This window comes from Nonomuraea sp. NPDC052265, assembly GCF_044547985.1.
Lineage (GTDB): Bacteria > Actinomycetota > Actinomycetes > Streptosporangiales > Streptosporangiaceae > Nonomuraea.
Map to the genome: position 1 here is coordinate 675,854 of NZ_JBIUBJ010000004.1, position 21,004 is coordinate 696,857.

Here is a 21,004-nt window from a genome sequence, read left to right on the forward strand (position 1 = left end):
TACTCATGCCGCCTACTCATGCCGCAGGGCCTGGATCGGCCGGAGCTTGGCCGCCCTGTTGGCGGGATAACTGCCGAAGAACAGCCCGATCCCCACCGACACGCCCAGCGCCAGCGCGACGGACGACGGCACGAGGACCGGCTCGATGCCGGCCACGGTGAACCTGGTGCCGAGGAAGGCCACCAGCACCCCCAGCAGCCCGCCGACCAGGCTGAGCAGCGTGGCCTCCATCAGGAACTGGCCCAGGATCGCGCCGCGCGGCGCGCCGATCGCCTTGCGGATGCCGATCTCGCGGGTCCGCTCGGTCACGGTGACCAGCATGATGTTGGTGATGCCGATGCCGCCCACCAGCAGCGAGATCGCCGCCACCGCCCCGAGCAGCACGGTGAAGGTGCCGGTCGCCTCGCTCACCGTCTCCTGAAGCGTGGCCTGGTTGAGTACCCGGTAGTCGGGGTTGCCGTCGGTGATGCCGTGCCGCTGGTTGAGGATGGCGGTCACCTCCGACTGGGCCGCCGTGGTGGCCTCCGCGCCGGTGGCCTGCACGACGATCGAGCCGAGCGAGCCGAACCCGCTCAGGCTCTGCTGCACGGCCGGCAGCGGCGCGACCGCCACGTCGTCGGCGTCCTGCATGCCGGTGGAGCCGCTCTCCTTGAGCACGCCCACCACCGTGAACGGCACCCCGGACACGCTGACCTGCCGGCCGATCGGGTCCACCGTGCCGAACAGCTCCTCCACCACCGTCTGCCCGAGCACGACGACCTTCCTGGCGGCCAGCACGTCGTCGTTGAAGAAGTACGTGCCCTTGGCCACGGGCTTGTTCATGGCCTCGAAGTAGCTGGGGTAGGTGCCGACGAACTGCGCGATCGTGTGACTGGCGGCGCCGTACGCGGCGGTGGAGGAGGAGGCGTTGACCACCGGCGAGACGGACCTGACCGACGGCGCGAGCGTCCGGTCGGTCAGCGCCTTGGCGTCGGCCAGGCTGAGCTGCCTGGCCTGGGTGCGCGGCCCGGTGTTGCCGCCGCCGCCCGGCGCGCGCCCGCCGAAGCCGCCCCCGCCGCCCCCGCCCGAGAAGGACGGGGAGATCGTCAGCGTGTTGGCGCCGAGGCGCTGGATGTTCTTCTGGATGCTCTGCGAGGAGCCCTCGCCGACCGCCACCAGCAGGATGACCGCGGCGACGCCGATGAGGATGCCCAGCGTGGTCAGGGCGCTGCGCATCTTGTTGGCCAGCAGGCCGCGCAGCGCGAAGCGGAGGATCTCAAGCTGGTTCACTGGCCGCCGTCCTCGGGGGCTGTCCGTCGACCGGCGCCTGGCGGCGGTCCTCCACGATCTCACCGTCCACCAGCCGGATCACCCGTTTGGCGTGCGCGGCCACGTCGTCCTCGTGGGTGATGAGCACGATCGTGCGGCCCGACTCGCTGAGCCGGTCGAGGATCTGCAGCACGTCGCGGGTGGAGGCGGTGTCCAGGTTGCCGGTGGGCTCGTCGGCCAGCAGCAGCGCGGGCGCGGTCACCAGCGCCCTGGCCACGGCCACGCGCTGCTGCTGGCCGCCGGAGAGCTGGTTCGGCTCGTGGCGCACGCGGTCGGTCAGCCCGACCTGCTCCAGCGCGGCCAGGGCGCGTGAGCGCCGCTCGGCCGGGCCGACGCCGCCGTACACCAGCGGCAGCTCGACGTTGGCCAGCGCGCTCATGCGCGGGATCAGGTTGAAGGACTGGAAGACGAACCCCACCCTGCGGTTGCGCAGGATCGCGAGCTGGCGCTCGGCCAGCCGTCCCACGTCCGCGCCGTCGATCTGGTAGGTGCCCGAGGTGGGCACGTCGAGGCAGCCGAGGATGTTCATCAGGGTGGACTTGCCGGAGCCGGAGGCGCCCATGATGGCGACGTAGTCGCCGCGCTCGACGTCCAGGCTGATGCCGCGCAGGGCGTGGACCTTGGCGTCGCCCTGGCCGTACTCCTTGACGAGGTTCTTCACCCGCAGGACCGGGGCCGCCGTCGCGGTGGCCGGGGCCGTCATCGCCCGCCTCCCGGCACGCCGCCGCCGGGGAACCCGCCGCCGCCGAACCCGCCGCGCTGGTTGTTGCCCTGCGTACCGGTCACCGGAGGCACGAGCCGGTCGCCCTCGGACACCCCCGACCTGATCTCGGTGAGCGCCGTGCCCTGGACGCCGACCTCGACCGGGGTCCTGACCTGGCTGCCGTCCCCCCTGAGCAGGGTGACCGTGGTCTGGCCGCCGCTGGTGGAGACCGCGGTGGAGGGGACGGTGACGACGTCGTCCGCCTTGCCGACGACGACCTGGACGGTGGCGGTCTGGCCCAGCCTGACCTGGGCCGGGACCTTGGCGAAGGTGACCGTGACCGGGTACTGGACGACGTTGTTGCTGGTGGAGGCGACGGGCTGGATCTGGGTGACCTTGCCGTCCGCGGTCACCCCCGGCAGGGCGTCGAAGGTGACGGTGGCCTTCTGGCCCTGCTTGAGCTTGCCGACGTCGGACTCGGTGAAGGTGCCCACGAGCTGGAGCCGTCCGGTGTCGGCCAGGTCGACGAACCCGCCCGAGCCCGTGCCGCCGCTCTGGGACTGGCCCTGGGACTGGCTCTGGCCGCTCCCGCTCCCGCTTCCGCTTCCGCCCGAGCCGGAGGCGGTGCCTCCGACGGATCCGTTCACCGCCGTGACCGTGCCCTTGAACGGCGCCCGCAGGACGGTGGCCGCGACCGTGCGCTCGGCCTCGCGGTAGGCGTTGCGCGCCTTGACGTAGGAGGCGTACAGGGCGGCCGTGCCGGTGCCCTCGTCGATCGCGCTCCGGTACGTGGCCTTGGCCGCCGACAGGCTCTCCTGGGCCGCGGAGTCGTCGAGCCTGGCCAGGATGTCGCCCTTGTCGACCTTGTCCCCGGCCTTGACGTAGATCCGCTCGACCGTGCCGCTCGTGCCGAACGACAGGGCCCTGGTCTTGGAACTGGCCACCGCGCCCGACGCGGACACCGACGCGGTCACCGAGCCGCGGCTCGCGCTCACCGTGCGCACGGCCGTCTCGCCCGCAGCGCGGTCCGTGCCGAGCTGGACGTAGGCGAGCGCGGCACCGCCCAGCAGGAGCACGCCCAGTGCTCCGTTGGTCATCAGCGCTCTGCGCCTTGTCGACACCTTCACAGCCGGTGACCCTTGCACACCAGCCTGCGCCGCAGCCGTGACGTAGCTGAACGTTCGCTGACAACCTGGGCCCGCGCCGGGTCACACAGGGAACTCTCAGGCTGCTCGCAGGCTGCCGCGAACCTGGTCGGCCAGGATGGGCGGCCATGAGACCGACTATCGCGCTGGGCGGGCTCGCCCTGGCCGTGCTCGTCGCCGGGTCGGGCCTGGCGCTGGCACTCCGCGACGACGCCCCTCCCGCCGTCCGGGTACGGCTCGCCGCCGCTCAGCGGGGCCCGGTCACGGCCCTGGTCAGCGCCGCCGGCAACACCGTGGACGGGGCCCGGCGGGACCTGGCGTTCGGCTCGTCCGGCCCGCTGACCAAGGTGTCCGTCAAGGTCGGGACCAAGGTGACCAAGGGCCAGGTGCTGGCCAGGATCGACGGGCGGGGGGCGCGGGAGGCGTACGCGGCCGCCAAGGCCGACCTGGCCGCCGCCCAGGAAGCCCTCAGCACGGCCTCCACCTCCACCGGCACCCCCACCCCGGCCACCCGCACCGGCGGCACCCCCACCACCGGCAACCCCGGCTCGCCGAACCCCGCCACCACTGGCAACCCGGGTTCACCGAACCCGACCACCACCGGCACCCCCGGCTCGCCGAACTCCGCTGCCTGCGCCACCTCGTCGGTCTCCCCGAAGCCCACCCCGAGCCCCGGCGGCACGGGCCCCACCTCCTCCCCCGGCACCGCCGCCACCCCCTCCCCCGGCACGGCGACCGGCCCCGACGCGACCGTGAACACGACCACCGGCAGGGACTCCACGGGCGAGGGCGTCCTCGGCCCGACCATCCCTCCCACCCCGACCTCTGACGCCCCCGTCACCAAGTCCCCCACCCCCAGCGGACCCCGGGCTCACAACAAGCCCCTCACCGCCACACCGCCCCCACCCCCCACCCCCACCCCCACCCCGACCCCGACCGACGACACCCCCGAGCCTGACCCCACGGTGACAGCCACGGTCACCGCCACCGTGACGGCCACGGTGACCGTGACGGCGACCCCGCCCGGCGGCGGCCACCCCGGAGGCGGCCACCCGTCCACTCCCGGCACCTCGTCCACCCCCGAACCCCCCACCCCGGCCCGGCCCTCGACCACCCCGACCCCGTCCACGAGCCCCAAGACCTCGCCCAAGCCGCACGCGACGGCCTCCGCCCGCCCCACCACCTCCTGCGCCCCCGGCACGACCTCCCGGAGCACCACCACCAGGACCGCCACCACGAACCCCGCCACCGCCACGAACGCCAAGAACGGCGGCACCGGCGCCAAGGCCGGGATCACCGAGGACCAGGCCGCCGCGAACGTGGACCGCGCCGAAGCCGCCCTGGAGCAGGCCGCCGACGCCGTACGCGCCACCCGCATCGTGGCCCCCGCCTCGGGGACCGTCCTGTCGGTGGCGGGCGCGGTCGGCGACACGGCAGGCACCGGCGCCTTCATCAGCCTCGGCAACCTGAACGAGCTCCAGGTCCAGGCCATGGTCACCGAATCCGACGTCAACCGCCTCAAACTCGGCCAGAAGGCCACCATCACCCTGGCCACCCGCCCCGGCGAGCACCACGGCGGGACGGTCACCGCCATCGCCCCCACCGCCACCGTCGAGAACCAGCTCGTCCGCTACTCCGTCACCCTGGCCTTCGACGAGCCGCCCGCGGGCCTCATGCTCGGCCAGACCGCCACGGTCTCGGTGACGACCGCCGAGGCCAAGGACACGATCTACGTCCCGGCCGCCGCCGTCCGCGGCCGTTCCGACGGCGCCCAGGTGGTCACCGTGCGCTCGGGCGGGCACGACGCCGCGAAGGTCGTCGCCACCGGCGTCCGCGGCGACCAGTACGTCGAGATCACCTCAGGTCTGGGCGAACGCGACCAGGTCGTCATGTCCGGCACCTCCGCCGGCGAGTTCCCCGACGCGACCTGGCCGGGCGCCTGACCGCCGTCACCGGCTCCCAGCCGATCCTCAGCCCGCTCCCAGCGAACCTTCAGCCGGCGACGGCGGTGCCCCGCCGTCCCTCAGCCACGGCGGGGCACGGGACGGACGGCGGCCCGCGCGGCGGCCGAGCGGGGTGGTTCGGCGGGAACGGTGATCCGGTGCGCGGTGCGGGCCCGCGCGCCGCGGCGGGAGATGTGGTCGAGCGTGCGGAAGTCCACCGACAGCTCGTCCCGGGTCAGCCGCGCCATGAGGTATCCCCGCCGCTGGTCGATGAAGGAGATGTGCGGGTTCTCCTGGAGGGCCTCGGCGATCCACGTCCGGTCCCGGTAGCCGTCGCCGTCGCTGGCGATCGACGACGTCACCAGTTCCCTCGCCACCACCGGCGAGTCCGGGTCGTCGAAGTCGGTCTTGAGGTCGGCCAGGTGGTGCATGTGCGCGTCCCCGGTCAGGACGACGGGGTTCGAGGTGGTGGACAGCGACCCGAGCAGGCGGGTGCGCTCGGCGGCGTAGCCGTCCCAGGAGTCGAGGTTCACCTCGCGGCCGGGCCCGACCTTGTAGTCTCGCTGGGCCATCAGGATCTGCTGGCCCAGCAGGTTCCACCGGGTGCCGGACCCGCTCAGCCCCTCCTCCAGCCACTGCCACTGGGCCGAGCCGAGCAGCGTGCGCCGCTCGGACAGCCGCTCGTCGCAGCCGGCCCGCACCCCGTCCAGGCAGGCCTGGTCGTCGCGGAACTGGCGGGTGTCCAGCAGGTGGAAGCGGGCCAGCGTCCCCCAGGAGACGCGCCGGTTGATGCGCAGCACCGCTCCCTGGAGGCTGGCGCGGCGCAGCGGCATGTTCTCGTAGTACGCGCGGAAGGCGTCGGCGCGGCGGCGGGCGAAGCCGGGCGCGCCGGTGCTGGAGACGGGACCGGCCCAGTTGTTCTCCACCTCGTGGTCGTCGAAGGCCACCAGCCAGGGCGCGACCGCGTGCGCGGCCTGGAGGTCGTGGTCGCTCTTGTACTGGGCGTGCCGCAGCCGATAGTCGGCGAGCGTGGCGCACGTGCCCGGCGTGTGCGTGCGCACCCGTCCGGCCAGGGCGGTGTAGCCGCTGGGGCCGTACTCGTACATGTAGTCGCCGAGGAAGACGACCAGGTCGGGCTCCTGCTCGGCCAGGCGGCGGTAGGCGGTGTAGTAGCCGTGCTCGTAGTGCGCGCAGGCGGCCACGGCGAAGGCGAGCGGGCTCTCCCCGGTGGGCGTCGTCCTGGTGCGGGCGGCGGGCGAGAGCCTGCCCTGGCTCCTGAACCGGTAGAAGTACTCGCGGCCGGGCTCCAGCCCGTCCAGCTCGACGTGCACGCTGTGGGCGTCGCGCGGCCGGGCGGTCGCGGTGCCCGACCGCACGACCGAGGAGAAACGCTCGTCGGTGGCGACCTGCCAGTCGACCTCCACGTCGCGCGCGGGCATGCCGCCGCGGCCGTCGCCGCTCAGCGGGTCGACGGCCAGCCGGGTCCACAGGACGAAGCCGTCGGCGGAGGGGTCGCCGGAGGCCACGCCGAGGGTGAACGGGTCGGACTTGAGTCTCGTGGCGGAGGCGGGCAAGGTGACGGCGCCGGGCGCGAGGAGGCCGGCCGCCGCCGCTGTCAGGAACGTTCTGCGGTCCACGCTCCAGGTATGTCCGCCCGCGCTGACCCCGTCGTGGCCCCGTCGTGACAGTGGAGTCAAGCGTGGGTGAACAGCGGCGGTCCGTCCCGCCGGGAGGTCAGCGGGGCAGCTCGCGCAGGGACTTTCGGAGCGCGGCGGCACTGGTGAACAGCACGCCGGTCATGCCCGCGCGCTCGGCGCCCTCGACGTTCTCGGCGCGGTCGTCGATGAAGACGATCTCGGACGGGTCGGCGGCCAGCTCACGGGCGACCGCGTCGAAGATCTCCCGGTCGGGTTTGACCAGGCCCATCCTGCCGCTGTAGAAGCGGTGGCCGATGGCGGCGATCCAGGGCAGCTCGTCGAGTCCGTCGGCCATGCAGACGGGCATGTTGGACAGCAGCGCCACGCCGCCGCCCGCGTCGAGGATCTCGCCCAGGACGGCGACCGTGCCCTCGTCGGGGTAGGCCCAGCTCGCGACGTCCATGGCCACCAGGCGGGCGACCTCGGACGGGGTCACGGGCCTGCCCAGCACGGCCGACCAGTAGGCGACGGGGCCCAGGCTCGCCCGGTCGAACTCCAGGCGGTGCTCCCAGTAGCCGCGCGCGAAGCCCTCCGGCTCGGCCCCGACGGCCCGCGCCATGGCCTCGTTGTCGGCCTCGGACTGGGGAAGGGACAGGACGCTGCCGTAGTCGAACACAATCCACGTCATGCAAGGAATGGTCGCAGATGCGGGTCGAGCGCCGGGCAACCCAGGTATTTCTCGGCCGTGTGGAAGTCGATCCAGTCCAGGTTGACCAGTTCTTCGACGTCCACGCCGGAGAAGCTGGCGCGCAGCTCGGGCGGGATGGCGGCGATGTCGTCCTTGTCGGCGATGTTGACCCAGCGGGCGACGTTCTTCGGGCGTTCGCCGAGGCCGTTGACGGGGGCGGGCAGGAGGCGTTCGAAGACGACGTTGCGCATGCCGAGCGGGCTGCCGAGCGTCAGGAGCAGGTCCACGGGCAGGTCGGGGTTGGCCCACAGGGCCTCGTACGCCACCACGCTGCCGAGCGAGTGGGCGATCACCACCCGGGGCCGGTTCCTGCGGATGGTGTCGGCCACGGCCCGCCGGCACCTCTCGCGCCTCTCCTGGTCGGTGAGGTAGACCGCGACCTCGGGCGCGAACAGCTTGGCGAACGCCGCTGACCTGCTGTCGAGCTTGCCGAGCAGCCACCCGGTGAACGACTTGAGCGCGCCGGTGACGTGCTCGCCGAGCCCGAGGTCCTTCGCCCATTCGACGAGCACCTGCTGCGTGGCGGCCTCCACGCGCGCCGCCGCCTGCGGGGAGCTCTCCCCCGGCTTGGGGTCGCGCAGGAGGTGGGAGAAGTAGGCGACCTCGCTGAAGTAGGCCCCGGTCCCGCCGCCGAGCGCCGCGTGCAGGTAACGGTCCCATTTGAGGCGCATGGCCTCGGCGGCCCCGGCGGCCGACCCGCCGGCCTCCAGGAAATAGTTGTACTTGCCGATCCCGTGCACGCCCACGATGGCCGTCACAGCGCCTCCCCCACCCCTGACCGCTCGATCTTCCGCGGATATTGGCATACGCCGCCCGTCTCCGCGCGTCAAGAGCGGTCCGGGTTTAGGCTTGCCTAAAGGTTTAGGTAGAGCTAAAGTGGAGTCACGAGGACGGACAGCGTCGAGAGCGAGACCGAGATGGCCTTCCGCCGGAACTCCCGCGACGAGGTGGGCGGTCTCGCCCAGGAGATCGTCGACGAGATCACCTGGTACATGCGGGAGCACAAGATCACCCGCGCCGATCTCGCCACGTCGCTGGGCGTCTCGCCCGGCCGGGTGAGCCAGATACTCTCCGGCGACGAGAACCTCACGTTGCGCACGCTCGGCGCGGTCGTGGACGCGCTCGGCGCCCGCCTGGAGCTCACGCTCGGCGACGCCGAGGGCTCCCCCACCGCACTGACCTGAGCCCGTTCGGCGCACCCTTCTCGGCGCACCCTTCTCGGCGCACCCTTCTTAACGTGCCCGCATGATGTGCTCGCCGCCGCGGGCCCGTGACGGCGGCACGTACCCCTGCAGCGAGCGGTAGCCGGCCCGATAGGCGGCGGCCAGCAGGCGCAGCACGTCGTTCTCGGCGTCGTGCCGCAGCACGCCGTGCAGGCGGTTGAGGTTGCCGAGGTAGCGCTCGTACCTGGGGGTCCTGGTGTGGCGGGAGAGGGTGAGCGCGGTGGCCACCTTCGAGCGGGCGGCGCCGTCCTCGATCAGGGCGGCCACGTCCAGCCTGCGTTCGACGGCGTCCAGCCGGGCGTGCACCCGTTCGCGCCGCCGGTCGTCGGCGGACAGGCGGTCGCGGATGCGCTCGTGGTAGCGGGCGGCGGCCAGGCTCAGCTCGTAGACGTTCCAGGACGGGTCCACCCGCCTCTCGCACCAGACGCGCTCGTCCTCGGCCATCGCCTGGTCGAGCCGGGCCAGCAGCGACACCAGCCAGAACGTGGCCGCCTCCCGGGCCAGCGAGCGCCGCTCGTCCTGCCTGGCCCGCATCTGGCTGAGCCACAGGCCGCTCGGCCCCGCCGCGCCCAGGACGGTGGCCAGGGAGTCGCTCAGCAGCGCGTGCCCGGCCAGCGCGACGGCGGCGGACAGGCCGCCGGTGAGCAGGCTGATCGCGACCGCGAGCCGCCGCCCGGCGGGCCCGAAGGGCCGGCCTCTTCCCTGGCACCTCAGCAGCAGGAACACGACGGCGGAGATCACGGCGAGTCCAACGGTGAGCGCCGCCTGCGCGACCCACTTCGGGTCCATGGAATTAGCCCCTCCCGCGGAATGTTCTCTCCATATTCGCAGCGAGGACAGGCAATGAAAATGCCGTTGCGAACGGCATATGTCGCTCATATACGGTGACAATCATCTCGACAAGGCGCATCCACCTGGAACAGGAGCCCCACCCATGCCCGGCCCACTGGTCGTCAACGACTCGATCGTCATCCCCGACGTCGAGCTCGTCTGGCGTTTCTCCCGCTCCTCAGGTCCGGGCGGCCAGGGCGTCAACACCACCGACAGCCGCGTGGAGCTGGTCTTCGACGTGGCCGCGAGCACCGCGATCCCGCCCGCGCTCAAGGCCCGCGCGCTCGACCGCCTGGGCGCCACCACGATCACCGTCGTGGCCTCGGAGTACCGTTCCCAGTTGCGCAACAGGGAGGCCGCAGGTCACCGGCTGGCCCAGCGCGTCAGGGAGGCCGTCGCGCCGCCGCCCAAGCGCCGCCGTCCGACCAAGCCCAGCCGTGGCGCCGTCGAACGCCGCATCGCGGGCAAGAAGCACCGTTCCGACGTCAAGCGCCTGCGCCGCGACCCCCACTGAGCCCGCGCGCGATCACAGCGAGAACGCCGGCTCCCTGACCCCCGCCGGGCAGAGCTGCCCGATCACCGCGCGCACCTGGCCGCGCAGCACGGGGTCGTTGAGGTGGCCGTCGTCGTCGAAGTGCGGGCAGACCGGCGAGATGACCAGCTCGGCGCCCATCACGACCGCGTCCGCGCCCTGGAGACGCTTGTAGAGCTCCGCCTGCGCCCACATCGCGCCGCACGCCCGCGCGCTGGCGCTCATCACCGCCACGTGCTTGCCGGACAGCACGTCGCCGGCCGACAACCACTCCAGCGTGTACGTCAGCTCCATCGGCAGCAGGCTGTGCTCGGGGGCCGTCAGCAGCACCGCGTCGGCCCCGGCGACCAGTCCGAGCAGCTCCCTGGCCGCCACCGGCACCTTGCCCGGCTGGTACGGAGGGACGTCGCCCATCCCCGTCCAGATCTCGAACCGTACGCCCTCCGGCAGTTCGCCGCCCGCTGCGTCCAGCAATCTGTTGATGAAAGACCCCGCGTGGAGACTGGCGGCGATCCCGATGATTTTCACCTACTGCTCCCCAGGCGTTCCGGTGTCACCTGGAAACTTCCCGATGCCTCGGATGTCCAAGACCAGCTCACGGTCAAAAGGAGCTCTGTCTTCGCCTCAGCGCCGGTGACGCTCCTGGTCAGGCGGGCGGCGGAAGATCAGTGCGAGCACCCGCAGCACCATGATCGCCGCGATCACCAGCAGGTTGTAGCCGAGGAGCTGGTACAGGCTCGTGGTGCCGATCACGACGGGACCGCCCTCGATGCCGAGCAGCAGCACCGCCATGAGCCCGGCCGTGGCGCCCAGCACGGTGAGCAGTACCTGGTGGACCAGCCCGGTGACGTAGCGGCGGTCGCGGTCGTCGGCCAGCAGCCGGACGTTGAGGCTGAACCTGCCGTGCTCGGCGGCGCTGGCGATGCGCTCGACCCGGCGCGGCAGGCGGCGCAACATCGGCAGCAGCGCCGCCAGCTCCTGGCCGACGGCCTCCTTGACGGACTCGGGCCCGGCCCGCTCGGCCAGGTAGCGGCCGGCGAACGCGCGGGCCTCGCCGATCAGGTTGAAGCCGGGCGACAGGCGCACGAGCGTGCCCTCCAGCGTCGCCAGGGCGCGGAAGACGGCGGCGACCTCGGGCGGGATGGACAGCCCGTACTCCGAGACGATCCTGAACAGGTCGGTGAACATCTGCACGCTGTCCATGCCGGGCCCGAGGTGCCGGGCCATGAACTGGCCGAGCGCCCGTTCCAGCGCGGCCTCGTCGATCTCCTCCGGCCGCGGCACCACCTCCAGCAGCGCGTCGGTGACGCCGAGCGGGTCCTGCCGGTTCATCGCGAGCAGGAAACGCTGCAGGGCCGAGCGGACGGAGGCGTCCAGCCGGCCGACCGAGCCGAAGTCGAGCAGGCCGAGCGTGCCGTCGTCGAGCAGCATGAGGTTGCCCGGGTGGGGGTCGGCGTGGAAGACGCCCTCGACGAGGATCTGCCTGAGCAGGCAGTCGAGCAGGTCGCGGGCCAGCGCGGGGCCCTGCTCGGGCGCGGCCGCGGTGACCGGCCCGCCCGACAGGCGCCGCATGACCAGCACCTGTTCGGTGCAGAGCGCGGGGAACGGCTCGGGGTAGGTGACGCCGCCGCTGCCGGAGGCGGCCACGGCGGCCATGTTGGCGGCCTCGACGCGGAAGTCCAGCTCCTCGCGGATGGCGGCGGCGAACCCCTCGGCCAGGTCGCACAGCCCCAGCGAACGCCCCCACCGGGTCCTGGACTCCAGCGTGGCGGCCAGGCGGCGGACGATGTCGAGGTCCTGGGCCACCACGCCCTCGATGCCCGGTCTGCGGACCTTGACCACGACGCTCTCGCCGGTGTGCAGGCGGGCGGTGTGGGCCTGGCCGATGGAGGCGGCGGCCAGCGGCGTACGGTCGAAGGCGGCGAACACCTCCTCGACCGGCCCGCCCAGCTCGGCGGCGAGCACCGGTTCGACGCGCTCCCACGACGCGGGGGCTACGTGGTCCTGAAGGCGGCCCAGCTCGTCGATGAACTCGGCCGGCAGCAGGTCGCGCCGGGTGGACAGGACCTGGCCGAGCTTGACGAAGGTGACGCCGCCGTCGTCGAGCGCCTCGCGCAGCGACCTGGCCAGGCGCACCTTGCCCGACCTGTCCGCCAGGCTGTCGCCTCGGCCCCGCAGGTAGGGGCCGAGGCCGTGCCGGAACGCGATCCTGGTGATCTGCGAGTAGCGCCTGGCCCGGCGGATCCGGCCGCGCAGCGAGCGCAGCACCTCCAGCGGCCCCGGCACCGAGCCCGGCGGCACCAGCGCCTCGGCGAGCACCAGGATCACCATCGGGATGAGCACCATGCACATGACGACCAGGAGCAGCAGCCCGAGCGCGCCCGCGTCGGGCGTGGTCTCCGGGTCGACCGGGCCGAACGAGGCGATCACCGGCGTCAGCATCGGCTGGGCCAGGCCCCAGGCCACCATCGCGGCCAGGAAGGTGCGTAACGCGCCGAACCTGACCCCGAGCAGGCGTTGGGCCGCCGTCGCCAGCAGCAGGATCATCACCAGGATGGCGAGCGAGACGAACAGCGTGCCCAGGAGCTCCATGAGGAGGGATCATGCCACGGCCGCGCGGGCGGCGGCGGGCCCGCGTCAGCCCCTGGCGGCGGCGCGGGCGCGGCGCTCGTCGCGGCGCTCGACGAACCGGGCCGCGGTCACCTCGGTCTTGGCCAGGAACGCCGACAGCTCCTCGCGGGCGGCCTCGCCCTCGGCGTCGAGCCCGGTCTTGTCGAAGACCGCCCACTGCCGCAACACCGGCATGAGCACGTCGTCGAGGTGCAGGCGCAGGTCGTAGATGCCCTCGTACGCGATGATCATGGCCTTGCGGGCGAAGCCGTCCATGCCCGTGCCGGGCATCTGGAAGGTGGTGACGACGTCGGTCACCGCGCGCATGGTCTGGTTGGGGTCGAGCTCGAAGGCCGCCTTGAGCAGGTTGCGGTAGAAGAGCATGTGCAGGTTCTCGTCGGCGGCGATGCGGGCGAGCAGGCGCTCACAGCCCTCGTCGCCGGAGGCCCGGCCGGTGTTGCGGTGGGAGATGCGGGTGGCCAGCTCCTGGAAGGAGACGTAGGCGAGCTGCTGGAGCATGGTGCCGTACGCGGTGATGAAGCCCTGCTCCATGTGGTACATGCGGGCCCGCTCCAGCGCGACCGGGTCGACCGCGCGGGTGACGGTGAGGTAGTCGCGCAGGGCGGTGCCGTGACGGTCCTCCTCGGCGGTCCAGCGGTGGACCCAGGTGCCCCAGGCGCCGTCACGGCCGAACGTGGTGGCGATCTCGTGGTGGTAGCTGGGCAGGTTGTCCTCGGTGAGCAGGTTGACGATGAGCGAGATCCGGGCCGCCTCGGGGATCTTCGAGTCGCCCTCCTGCCACGCCTGACCGCCGTAGATGCCGTCGAAGTCGCGCCCTTCGCTCCACGGGATGTACTCGTGCGGGAACCACTCTTTGGCGACCGAGTTGTGGCGATCGAGCTCCACGCCGACCACAGGCTCAAGCTCGTGCAGCAGTTCCGTCTGAGACATCGCCATAAAGATCTTCTCCTTCAGGTTACGGGACCGTAGGTTAGGCTACCCGAAGGACATGTGATGCGCTGTCTACCTCGTTGTCCTAAATGCCAACGCGTTGCGACAGCCGGTCCAGCTTGATGTTCAGGTCGAGGATCTCCGAGCGCAGCGAGTTGAACTCCTCGGCCATCGCCGCCCTGACGAACTTGAGTTCCTCGGTCACCTCGACCCGCAGCGTCGCCAGCTCCCGTGCCGCCTCCGCGTCCTTCTCCTCGGGCTCGTCACGCCACACCACTGCCTCCCCGAAATCGGTAAGTCACCTTCCGCCACCAAGGATCGCAGCCGTACGGGAGCCGCGCCGCCGGACGGGGGGCGCCGGGAGTGGTTTTCTTCTCCCGCGCCGCGATCCTTCGCGCCCCGGGAGAAGAGTTGTCACACCGTGCGCGCTCCCCGCCGGGGCTCAGATCAGGTCGATGAGATCGGCGACCGACTCGACGACCAGGGAGGGACGGTAGGGGAAGCGGTCGATCTGGTCGCGCTGGGTGACGCCGGTCAGCACCAGGATCGTGAACAGCCCCGCCTCCATGCCGGAGACGATGTCGGTGTCCATCCGGTCGCCGATCATGGCGGTGGTCTCGCTGTGGCCCTCGATGGCGTTGAGCGCGCTGCGCATCATGCGGGGGTTGGGCTTGCCCACGAAGTACGGCTCGACGCCGGTCGCCTTGGTGATCATCGCGGCGACGGCCCCGCAGGCCGGCAGCGAGCCCTCGGTCGAGGGGCCGATCGGGTCGGGGTTGGTGGCGATGAAGCGGGCGCCGGCCTCGATGAGGCGGATCGCGCGGGTGATCTGGGTGAAGCTGTAGGTGCGGGTCTCGCCGAGCACGACGTAGTCGGGGTCGAGGTCGGTGAGGACGTAGCCGACCTCGTGCAGGGCCGTGGTGAGACCGGCCTCGCCCACCACGTACGCCGAGCCGCCGGGGCGCTGGTCGTCGAGGAACTGGGCGGTGGCCAGGGCGGAGGTCCAGATGGACTCGGCGGGCACGTCGAGACCGGCGCCGGCCAGGCGGACGGACAGGTCGCGCTGGGTGTAGATGGAGTTGTTGGTCAGGACACGGAACTTCTTGTCGGACTCCTTGAGCCGTTTGATGAATTCGTCCGCACCGGGGATCGGCCGCCCCTCGTGGACGAGGACGCCGTCCATGTCGGACAACCAGGAGTCGATCCGCTTACGCTGAGTCACCCGTTCATGGTATCGAGCGTGCCTTGTCGACTTCTCGCCGCACACGTGAACAATGTTCATCATGTCGTTCACTGAATCCGCCCTGGACATGCGGGACGAACTCATCCAGCTCCGCCGCTCCCTGCACACCACCCCCGAGCTCGGCCTGCATCTGCCGAGGACGCAGGAGAAGGTGCTGGCCGCGCTCGACGGGCTCCCCCTGGAGATCACGACCGGCAGGACGCTCAGCTCGGTCACCGCGGTGCTGCGCGGCGGCCGGCCGGGTCCCTCTGTGCTCCTGCGCGGCGACATGGACGCCCTGCCGGTGGCCGAGCGCAACGACCTGCCCTACATCTCCCAGACCCCCGGCCAGATGCACGCCTGCGGCCACGACCTGCACACCGCCATGCTGGTCGGCGCGGCCCGGCTGCTGAGCGCGCGGCGCGAGGACGTCGCCGGTGACGTGATCTTCATGTTCCAGCCGGGTGAGGAGGGGCACGAGGGCGCCAAGCACATGATCGGCGAGGGCGTGCTCGACGCGGCCGGCGCGCGGCCGGTGGCGGCGTACGGGATGCACGTGGTGTCGGCCATGCTGCCGCCGGGGCTGTTCGCCTCCCGGCCGGGCCCGATGATGGCGGCGGCCGACGTGTTCTGCGTCACGGTGAAGGGCACCGGTGGGCACGGGTCGAGCCCCCACCGCGCCAAGGACCCGATCGCGGCCGGGTGCGAGATGGTCACGGCGCTGCAGACGATGGTGACGCGCACGTTCGACGTGTTCGACCCCGTGGTGATCACCGTGGGCACCTTCCACGGCGGCTCGGCCGACAACGTGATCCCCGACGAGGCGCGCTTCGAGGCGACCGTGCGCACGTTCAGCAAGGAGCACCGGGTGCTGGTCAAGCGGCGGCTGGTGGAGGTGGTCGAGGGCATCGCGGCCGCGCACGGGCTCGGGGTCGAGACGTCGTTCGGCACCGGCTACCCGGTGACGGTCAACGACCAGGGCGAGGCAGGGTTCGTCTCGGCGACCGCCGACGAGCTGTTCGGCCCCGGCCGCTACTTCGTGGCGCCGCAGCCGGTGATGGGGTCGGAGGACTTCTCGTACGTGCTGGAGCAGGTGCCCGGCGCGTTCGTCTTCCTGGGGGCCTGCCCGCCCGACCGCGACCCGGCCACGGCGCCCTATAACCACTCGCCGGACGCCGTCTTCGACGACTCCGTGCTGTCCGACGGCGCCGCGCTGTACGCCTCGCTGGCCTACGAGCGCCTGTCGGGTTCGTGATGCGCGCCTGGGTGGTGGACCGGCCGGGGCCGATGGCGGCCGGCCCGCTCGTACCGGTCGAGCGGGACGTCCCCGAGCCCGGCCCCGGCGAGGTGCTGGTACGGGTGGAGGCGTGCGGCGTGTGCCGGACCGACCTGCACCTGGCCGAGGGCGACCTCGCGCCGCGCCGGCCGCGGACCACCCCCGGGCACCAGGTGGTGGGCCGGGTCGAGGGCTCCGGCGAGCGGGTGGGGGTGGCCTGGCTGCGTTCGACGTGCGGCCGGTGCCGCTACTGCCTGCGCGGCACGGAGAACCTCTGCCCGGACTCCACCTACACGGGCTGGGACGCCGACGGCGGCTACGCCGAGTACGTCGTGGCCCCCGCCGACTACGTCTATCCGCTGCCCGGCGACGTGCCGGCCGAGCGGCTGGCGCCGCTGCTGTGCGCGGGCATCATCGGCTACCGGGCGCTGGCGCGCTGCGACCTGCCGCCGGGCGGCCGTCTCGGCATCTACGGCTTCGGCTCCTCGGCCCACCTCACCGCGCAGGCGGCCATCGCGCAGGGCGCCACGGTCCACGCGGTGACCAGGTCGGCCGCCTCCAGGGAGCTGGCGCTGGAGCTGGGCGCGGCCTCGGCGGGCGACCGGCCGCCCGAGCCGCTGGACGCGGCCATCCTGTTCGCGCCGGTCGGCGACCTGGTGCCGCCCGCGCTGGAGGCGCTCGACCGGGGCGGGACGCTGGCGATCGCCGGCATCCACCTGACCGACGTGCCCGCGCTGAACTACGAGCGGCACCTGTTCCAGGAGCGCACGCTGCGCAGCGTGACCGCCAACACCAGGGCCGACGGGCGGGCCTACCTGGAGCTGGCGCTGGCCCATCCGCCGCGGGTGGCGACCACGCTCTACCCGCTGGAGGCGGCCGGCCGGGCGCTGGCCGATCTGGCCGCCGACCGCGTCAGCGGCGCCGCCGTGCTGGTCGTGGACTGAGCCCTGGGAACCCGTCGTACGAGGTCGCACGATGGAGATTGGCGCCATGCCGGACCTCTATGAAGGAAAGTTACATTACACTCACAACATCTGGAGATTATTGACGCTGCCTGCTGGCGACCGTAGGGTCCGGTCAATTCCCTACAGATCCTCAACAGGTCCGACATCCCCCGGAGCGGCAGATGAAGCGACTGGCAGCGGTAGTGGCGTTGCTGGGCCTCGCCACCGCCACAGCGGCGTGCAGCGGTGGTACTAACAACAAGTCCGGCGGCTCGAGCGGTGGTGGTGGCGGGCTCTTCACCACGATCGACGTCAACAGGCCCGGCCTGGAGGCCACGGCCCCGGCCAACCCGTACAACCCGAAGGGCAACTCCTTCCCCGGCTACACGGCGATGAAGCTGGGCTGGGTCAAGAACCACCTGACCGACCCCAACCAGGCCCTCCCCGGCATCGCGGAGAGCTGGGAGATCGCGCCGGACAACTCGGCGATCACCCTCAAGCTCCAGCCGAACGCCAAGTGGTCCGACGGCAAGCCGGTCACCGCCGATGACGTCAAGATGTCCATCGGCATCGCCTACACCCAGGGCAGCACGGCGTTCTCCATCACGCCGGGCGCCGCGGGCGCGGCGGCGGACGTGACCGTGGTCGACCCCCACACCCTGAAGATCACTCAGGACATGGCGAACCCGAGCCCGAAGTTCGCCCGCGGCGTGCTCGACACGTTCATCCTCCCCTCCCACGTGTGGAGCAGCGTGCTCCCCGCGGACTTCTGGGACCAGCTCAAGGCCTCCAGGGGCGAGGGCGCCGACGCCGACAAGGCCCGTGAGACGATCACCGGCCTCGGCGAGAAGGTGCTCACCTTCGCCCCGCCGAAGGACACCTCGGCCGGCCCGTTCGTGCTGGAGCGGGTGAACCCGTCCGAGGCGCTGCTGGTCAAGAACAAGTACTTCTACAACGCCGCGAACGTGGCGCCGGCGCAGGTGAAGTTCCTCAACTACACCGGCAACGAGCAGATCTGGAACTACCTCACCGCGGGCAAGCTCGACCACGCCGGCTTCACCGCCGCGCCGTCCGACGTGATGAACCGGATCAAGGCCGCCGCCGGCAACGAGGTCATCAAGGGCTACTCGCCGGTCGCGGTGAGCATGGCCTTCAACCAGTCCAAGAAGCCGTACGACAACGTGCACGTGCGCCGCGGCCTGGCCTACCTGATCAACCGCGAGGAGGTCACCAAGGTCGCCTCGCCCGAGGGCGGCACGGCGGCGGTCACCACCAGCGGCATCCACCAGAAGGCCGCGCAGGCGTGGATCCCCGACGAGCTGCCCAAGCTGGAGCCGTACGCGCCCGACGTGGCCAAGGCCGAGGCGGAGTTCAAGGAGGCCGGCCTCACCAAGAAGGACGGCAAGTGGACGCTGGCCGACGGCTCGGCGTGGAAGGTCTCCATGCACGCGCCCTCCGGCTTCTCCGACTGGCTGTCGGCGCAGGAGAACATCAAGAGCCAGCTCGTCAAGGCCGGCGTGGACGCCGAGGTCGTCACGACCGCCGACTACCCCCTCTACCTGGAGGAGCTGGCGGCCGGCAAGTACGACGCGGGCTTCTGGCTGATGGCGCTCGGCCCCGCGCCGTACGACATCTACCAGCGCCTGTACGGCGCCTCCAACGGCTGGACCAACGTCGCGGGCAAGGTCAAGCACTCCGAGCCCGGCAAGGCCGGCAACTGGATGGGCGGCCCCGAGGAGATCGAGGTCGACGGCGCCAAGATCAACCCCGGTGAGCTCACCGGCAAGCTGAACTCGGCCACCGAGGACCAGGCCAAGCCGATCATGGCCCAGCTCGCCAAGGCGGCCAACCAGGACCTCCCGGTCATCCAGCTCTGGGACTACGTCAACACCCAGTTCGTCAACAACAGCCGCTTCACCGGCTGGCCGCACGACGACGAGATCCTGCGCATGGGCGCCGGCGTCCTGCCCTCGGGCGTCTGGATCCAGCTCGGCATGATCAAGGCGAAGTCGTAGTTCATGGCGCTCATCGCACGACGACTCGCGGGCCACCTGGCCCGCGGGTTCGTCATGATCCTCGTTGTCGCGACGATCAGCTTCTTCATCATCAACAACATCCCCGGCGACCCGATGGCCGCCCGCTACGAGAAGCTGGTCGAGCAGGGCATGTCGCCCGAAGCCGCCGCGCAGGCCGTGAAGGTCCTGTACGGCTTCCTGCCCGACGGCACGATGTGGCAGCAGTACACCGACTACATGACCGGCCTGCTCCACCTCGACCTCGGCATGTCGGTCAGCAGGCCCGGCACCTCCGTGCTCGACGTGCTCACCGACGCGGCCAAGTGGACCGTTCTACCGGTGCTGGCCGGCACGCTGCTGAGCTTCCTCGTCGGGATCGTCCTCGGCGTGTACGCCGCCATCAAGCGCACCGGCAAGCTGGGCGACGCCCTGGCCATCTCCGGCTCGCTGCTGCACGGCATCCCGCAGTACGTGCTGGCGATGCTGCTCGTGGTGATCTTCGCGACGCTCATCCCGATCCTGCCGGCCGACGGCTCGGTGGACATCCTGTTCGAGCCGGGCTTCAACGCCGGCTACATCGGCTCGCTGGTCGAGCACGCCGTGCTGCCGGTCGTCACGTACGCGCTGTCGGCCTACGGCGGCTGGATCCTGGCGATGAAGTCGAGCGTGGTCACCGTGCTGGGCGACGACTTCATCCTGGCCGCCGAGCTGCGCGGCATGAAGCGCTCGATCGTGTTCCGCTACATCGCGCGCAACGCGATCCTGCCGCTGTTCACCATGCTGGCCCTGTCGCTGGGCCTGCTGCTGGGCGGCGCCGTCTTCATCGAGAAGATCTTCAACTACCCGGGGCTCGGCTGGCTGCTGATCAGCGGCGTGCAGGACCGCGACTACGGCCTGATGGGCGGGGCGTTCCTGCTGATCACGGTCGGCACGATCATCGCCAACATCGTCGCGGACCTGTTCTACACGGTCATCGACCCGCGGGTGCGCAGCGGAGAGGAGGGCTCGTGAGCGCCACGCTCATCCCGGAGGCCGCGCCGGCCGCCTCGGCCATGCGCCGCAACTTCTGGCACGGCGTGTGGCGGGTGATGAAGCGCAAGCCCAGCCGCATGGCCGGGGTCGTCATCATCGTCGGCTTCATCGTCATGGCGGTGATCGGGCCGATGCTGCTGCCCGAGCACCTGCCGGGCAACGCCGGCGCGATCACCCAGCCGCCGAGCTGGGAGCACTGGTTCGGCACCGACCCGCAGGGCCGGGACGTGACCGCGCTGGTGATCAAGGGCTCGCGTTACGTCCTGCTCACCGCCCTGGTCACCGCGATCATCACGGTCGTCGCCGGCACCGCGATCGGCCTGTTCTCCGGCTTCAAGCGGGGCCGCTGGGACACCGTGCTCATGCGGCTGACCGACATGAAGCTCACCATCCCCGGCCTGCCGCTGCTGCTGGTGCTGGCGACGGTGTGGAAGTTCGGCAACCCCTTCCAGATGGGCCTGGTGCTCGGCCTGCTCGGCTGGGGCGGCGTGGCGCGGGCGGTGCGCTCGCAGACGCTGTCGCTGCGCGAACGCGGGTTCATCGAGGCGGCCCGCGGGCTCGGGCTGTCCACCACGCACATCATCGGCAAGGAACTGCTGCCGAGCATGGCGCCCTACATCGCGATGAACATGCTCATCGCGGTCACCGGCGCGGTCTACTCGCAGGTGGGCCTGTTCTTCCTGGGCGTGCTGCCGTACGAGTCGGACAACTGGGGCGTGATGCTCAACCTCGCCGTGTTCCAGGCGGGCGCCATGATCACGCCGAACGCGCTGGGCTACCTGCTGGCGCCGCTGCTGGCGATCCTGCTGCTCACGCTCGGCATCGTGCTCGTGGTGGACGCCATGGACGAGATCTTCAACCCCCGGCTGCGCGAGGAGTAGCAA

Annotated in this window: 20 protein-coding genes; 8 read left to right on the top strand and 12 right to left on the bottom strand. The window is 71.5% G+C overall.

Annotated features, from left to right (window positions below):
• Positions 1-12: 12 nt before the first annotated feature.
• The 3 genes from ACIHAD_RS16740 to ACIHAD_RS16750 are packed head-to-tail and all read right to left on the bottom strand — an operon-like array spanning position 13 to position 3,108.
• Positions 13-1,269, bottom strand: a complete 1,257-nt coding sequence (locus ACIHAD_RS16740; RefSeq protein ID WP_397355333.1) for an ABC transporter permease — start codon at positions 1,267-1,269, stop codon at positions 13-15.
• Complete coding sequence (locus ACIHAD_RS16745) at positions 1,256-2,011, bottom strand: ABC transporter ATP-binding protein (RefSeq protein ID WP_397355334.1); 756 nt, start codon at positions 2,009-2,011, stop codon at positions 1,256-1,258. Before ACIHAD_RS16745 ends, ACIHAD_RS16740 begins: the two co-directional genes overlap by 14 nt.
• Positions 2,008-3,108, bottom strand: coding sequence for an efflux RND transporter periplasmic adaptor subunit (locus tag ACIHAD_RS16750; RefSeq protein WP_397355336.1), 1,101 nt, complete (start codon positions 3,106-3,108; stop codon positions 2,008-2,010). The genes ACIHAD_RS16745 and ACIHAD_RS16750 overlap by 4 nt, the downstream gene beginning before the upstream one ends.
• Before the next feature lie 176 nt (positions 3,109-3,284).
• On the opposite strand from ACIHAD_RS16750, the gene ACIHAD_RS16755 reads away from it, so the two are divergent.
• Positions 3,285-5,099 (top strand): efflux RND transporter periplasmic adaptor subunit, encoded by a 1,815-nt coding sequence (locus tag ACIHAD_RS16755; RefSeq protein WP_397355337.1) that lies wholly within the window; start codon positions 3,285-3,287, stop codon positions 5,097-5,099.
• 80 nt (positions 5,100-5,179) lie between these two features.
• Here ACIHAD_RS16755 and ACIHAD_RS16760 read toward each other — a convergent pair whose 3' ends face one another.
• From ACIHAD_RS16760 to ACIHAD_RS16770, 3 genes are all read right to left on the bottom strand, one after another.
• Complete coding sequence (locus ACIHAD_RS16760; RefSeq protein ID WP_397355338.1) at positions 5,180-6,736, bottom strand: alkaline phosphatase D family protein; 1,557 nt, start codon at positions 6,734-6,736, stop codon at positions 5,180-5,182.
• A gap of 97 nt (positions 6,737-6,833) precedes the next feature.
• Complete coding sequence (locus ACIHAD_RS16765) at positions 6,834-7,424, bottom strand: HAD family hydrolase (protein WP_397355339.1); 591 nt, start codon at positions 7,422-7,424, stop codon at positions 6,834-6,836.
• A complete protein-coding gene (locus ACIHAD_RS16770) occupies positions 7,421-8,242 on the bottom strand; it encodes a hypothetical protein (RefSeq protein WP_397355340.1) in 822 nt (273 codons plus the stop codon). The genes ACIHAD_RS16765 and ACIHAD_RS16770 overlap by 4 nt, the downstream gene beginning before the upstream one ends.
• 159 nt (positions 8,243-8,401) lie before the next feature.
• Here ACIHAD_RS16770 and ACIHAD_RS16775 point away from each other — a divergent pair, with 159 nt between their 5' ends.
• A complete protein-coding gene (locus ACIHAD_RS16775) occupies positions 8,402-8,668 on the top strand; it encodes a helix-turn-helix domain-containing protein (protein WP_397355341.1) in 267 nt (88 codons plus the stop codon).
• 48 nt (positions 8,669-8,716) lie between these two features.
• Here ACIHAD_RS16775 and ACIHAD_RS16780 read toward each other — a convergent pair whose 3' ends face one another.
• Positions 8,717-9,496, bottom strand: coding sequence for a hypothetical protein (locus ACIHAD_RS16780; RefSeq protein WP_397355342.1), 780 nt, complete (start codon positions 9,494-9,496; stop codon positions 8,717-8,719).
• A 145-nt stretch (positions 9,497-9,641) separates the two neighbouring features.
• On the opposite strand from ACIHAD_RS16780, the gene arfB reads away from it, so the two are divergent.
• Positions 9,642-10,052: an alternative ribosome rescue aminoacyl-tRNA hydrolase ArfB gene (gene arfB, locus ACIHAD_RS16785; RefSeq protein WP_397355343.1), complete on the top strand. Its 411-nt coding sequence runs from the start codon at positions 9,642-9,644 to the stop codon at positions 10,050-10,052.
• A 12-nt stretch (positions 10,053-10,064) separates the two neighbouring features.
• Here the strand turns inward: arfB and ACIHAD_RS16790 are convergent, their stop codons facing one another.
• The 5 genes from ACIHAD_RS16790 to ACIHAD_RS16810 all read right to left on the bottom strand — a co-directional run bounded on the left by ACIHAD_RS16790 (position 10,065) and on the right by ACIHAD_RS16810 (position 14,853).
• Positions 10,065-10,598: an NADPH-dependent FMN reductase gene (locus ACIHAD_RS16790; protein WP_397355344.1), complete on the bottom strand. Its 534-nt coding sequence runs from the start codon at positions 10,596-10,598 to the stop codon at positions 10,065-10,067.
• Positions 10,599-10,694: 96 nt separating this feature from the next.
• Positions 10,695-12,662 (bottom strand): ABC1 kinase family protein, encoded by a 1,968-nt coding sequence (locus tag ACIHAD_RS16795; RefSeq protein ID WP_397355345.1) that lies wholly within the window; start codon positions 12,660-12,662, stop codon positions 10,695-10,697.
• Positions 12,663-12,707: 45 nt separating this feature from the next.
• The gene (locus ACIHAD_RS16800; protein WP_397355346.1) at positions 12,708-13,637 is read right to left on the bottom strand and encodes an acyl-ACP desaturase; all 930 of its coding nucleotides are present in this window, start codon (positions 13,635-13,637) and stop codon (positions 12,708-12,710) included.
• Positions 13,638-13,716: 79 nt separating this feature from the next.
• Positions 13,717-13,905, bottom strand: a complete 189-nt coding sequence (locus ACIHAD_RS16805) for a hypothetical protein (RefSeq protein WP_397355347.1) — start codon at positions 13,903-13,905, stop codon at positions 13,717-13,719.
• Positions 13,906-14,073: 168 nt separating this feature from the next.
• Entirely contained in the window at positions 14,074-14,853 is a 780-nt protein-coding gene (locus tag ACIHAD_RS16810) for an HAD-IIA family hydrolase (RefSeq protein ID WP_397355348.1), read from the bottom strand.
• A 61-nt stretch (positions 14,854-14,914) separates the two neighbouring features.
• Here ACIHAD_RS16810 and ACIHAD_RS16815 point away from each other — a divergent pair, with 61 nt between their 5' ends.
• From ACIHAD_RS16815 to ACIHAD_RS16835, 5 genes are all read left to right on the top strand, one after another.
• The gene (locus ACIHAD_RS16815) at positions 14,915-16,108 is read left to right on the top strand and encodes a M20 family metallopeptidase (RefSeq protein WP_397355350.1); all 1,194 of its coding nucleotides are present in this window, start codon (positions 14,915-14,917) and stop codon (positions 16,106-16,108) included.
• The gene (locus ACIHAD_RS16820) at positions 16,108-17,073 is read left to right on the top strand and encodes a zinc-dependent alcohol dehydrogenase family protein (RefSeq protein WP_397355351.1); all 966 of its coding nucleotides are present in this window, start codon (positions 16,108-16,110) and stop codon (positions 17,071-17,073) included. Before ACIHAD_RS16815 ends, ACIHAD_RS16820 begins: the two co-directional genes overlap by 1 nt.
• A gap of 182 nt (positions 17,074-17,255) precedes the next feature.
• Positions 17,256-19,088: an ABC transporter substrate-binding protein gene (locus tag ACIHAD_RS16825; RefSeq protein ID WP_397355353.1), complete on the top strand. Its 1,833-nt coding sequence runs from the start codon at positions 17,256-17,258 to the stop codon at positions 19,086-19,088.
• A 3-nt stretch (positions 19,089-19,091) separates the two neighbouring features.
• Complete coding sequence (locus tag ACIHAD_RS16830) at positions 19,092-20,099, top strand: ABC transporter permease (RefSeq protein WP_397355354.1); 1,008 nt, start codon at positions 19,092-19,094, stop codon at positions 20,097-20,099.
• Positions 20,096-21,001, top strand: a complete 906-nt coding sequence (locus ACIHAD_RS16835; RefSeq protein ID WP_397355355.1) for an ABC transporter permease — start codon at positions 20,096-20,098, stop codon at positions 20,999-21,001. Before ACIHAD_RS16830 ends, ACIHAD_RS16835 begins: the two co-directional genes overlap by 4 nt.
• Positions 21,002-21,004 lie beyond the last annotated feature (3 nt).

Bases quoted from the DNA above. Each gene is read 5' to 3' on its own strand.
- ACIHAD_RS16745 (WP_397355334.1), bottom strand. From the start codon at position 2,011: ATGACGGCCCCGGCCACCGCGACGGCGGCCCCGGTCCTGCGGGTGAAG.
- ACIHAD_RS16750 (WP_397355336.1), bottom strand. From the start codon at position 3,108: ATGACCAACGGAGCACTGGGCGTGCTCCTGCTGGGCGGTGCCGCGCTC.
- ACIHAD_RS16755 (WP_397355337.1), top strand. From the start codon at position 3,285: ATGAGACCGACTATCGCGCTGGGCGGGCTCGCCCTGGCCGTGCTCGTC.
- ACIHAD_RS16765 (WP_397355339.1), bottom strand. From the start codon at position 7,424: ATGACGTGGATTGTGTTCGACTACGGCAGCGTCCTGTCCCTTCCCCAG.
- ACIHAD_RS16775 (WP_397355341.1), top strand. From the start codon at position 8,402: ATGGCCTTCCGCCGGAACTCCCGCGACGAGGTGGGCGGTCTCGCCCAG.
- ACIHAD_RS16780 (WP_397355342.1), bottom strand. From the start codon at position 9,496: ATGGACCCGAAGTGGGTCGCGCAGGCGGCGCTCACCGTTGGACTCGCC.
- arfB (WP_397355343.1), top strand. From the start codon at position 9,642: ATGCCCGGCCCACTGGTCGTCAACGACTCGATCGTCATCCCCGACGTC.
- ACIHAD_RS16795 (WP_397355345.1), bottom strand. From the start codon at position 12,662: ATGGAGCTCCTGGGCACGCTGTTCGTCTCGCTCGCCATCCTGGTGATG.
- ACIHAD_RS16800 (WP_397355346.1), bottom strand. From the start codon at position 13,637: ATGGCGATGTCTCAGACGGAACTGCTGCACGAGCTTGAGCCTGTGGTC.
- ACIHAD_RS16815 (WP_397355350.1), top strand. From the start codon at position 14,915: ATGTCGTTCACTGAATCCGCCCTGGACATGCGGGACGAACTCATCCAG.
- ACIHAD_RS16820 (WP_397355351.1), top strand. From the start codon at position 16,108: ATGCGCGCCTGGGTGGTGGACCGGCCGGGGCCGATGGCGGCCGGCCCG.
- ACIHAD_RS16825 (WP_397355353.1), top strand. From the start codon at position 17,256: ATGAAGCGACTGGCAGCGGTAGTGGCGTTGCTGGGCCTCGCCACCGCC.
- ACIHAD_RS16830 (WP_397355354.1), top strand. From the start codon at position 19,092: ATGGCGCTCATCGCACGACGACTCGCGGGCCACCTGGCCCGCGGGTTC.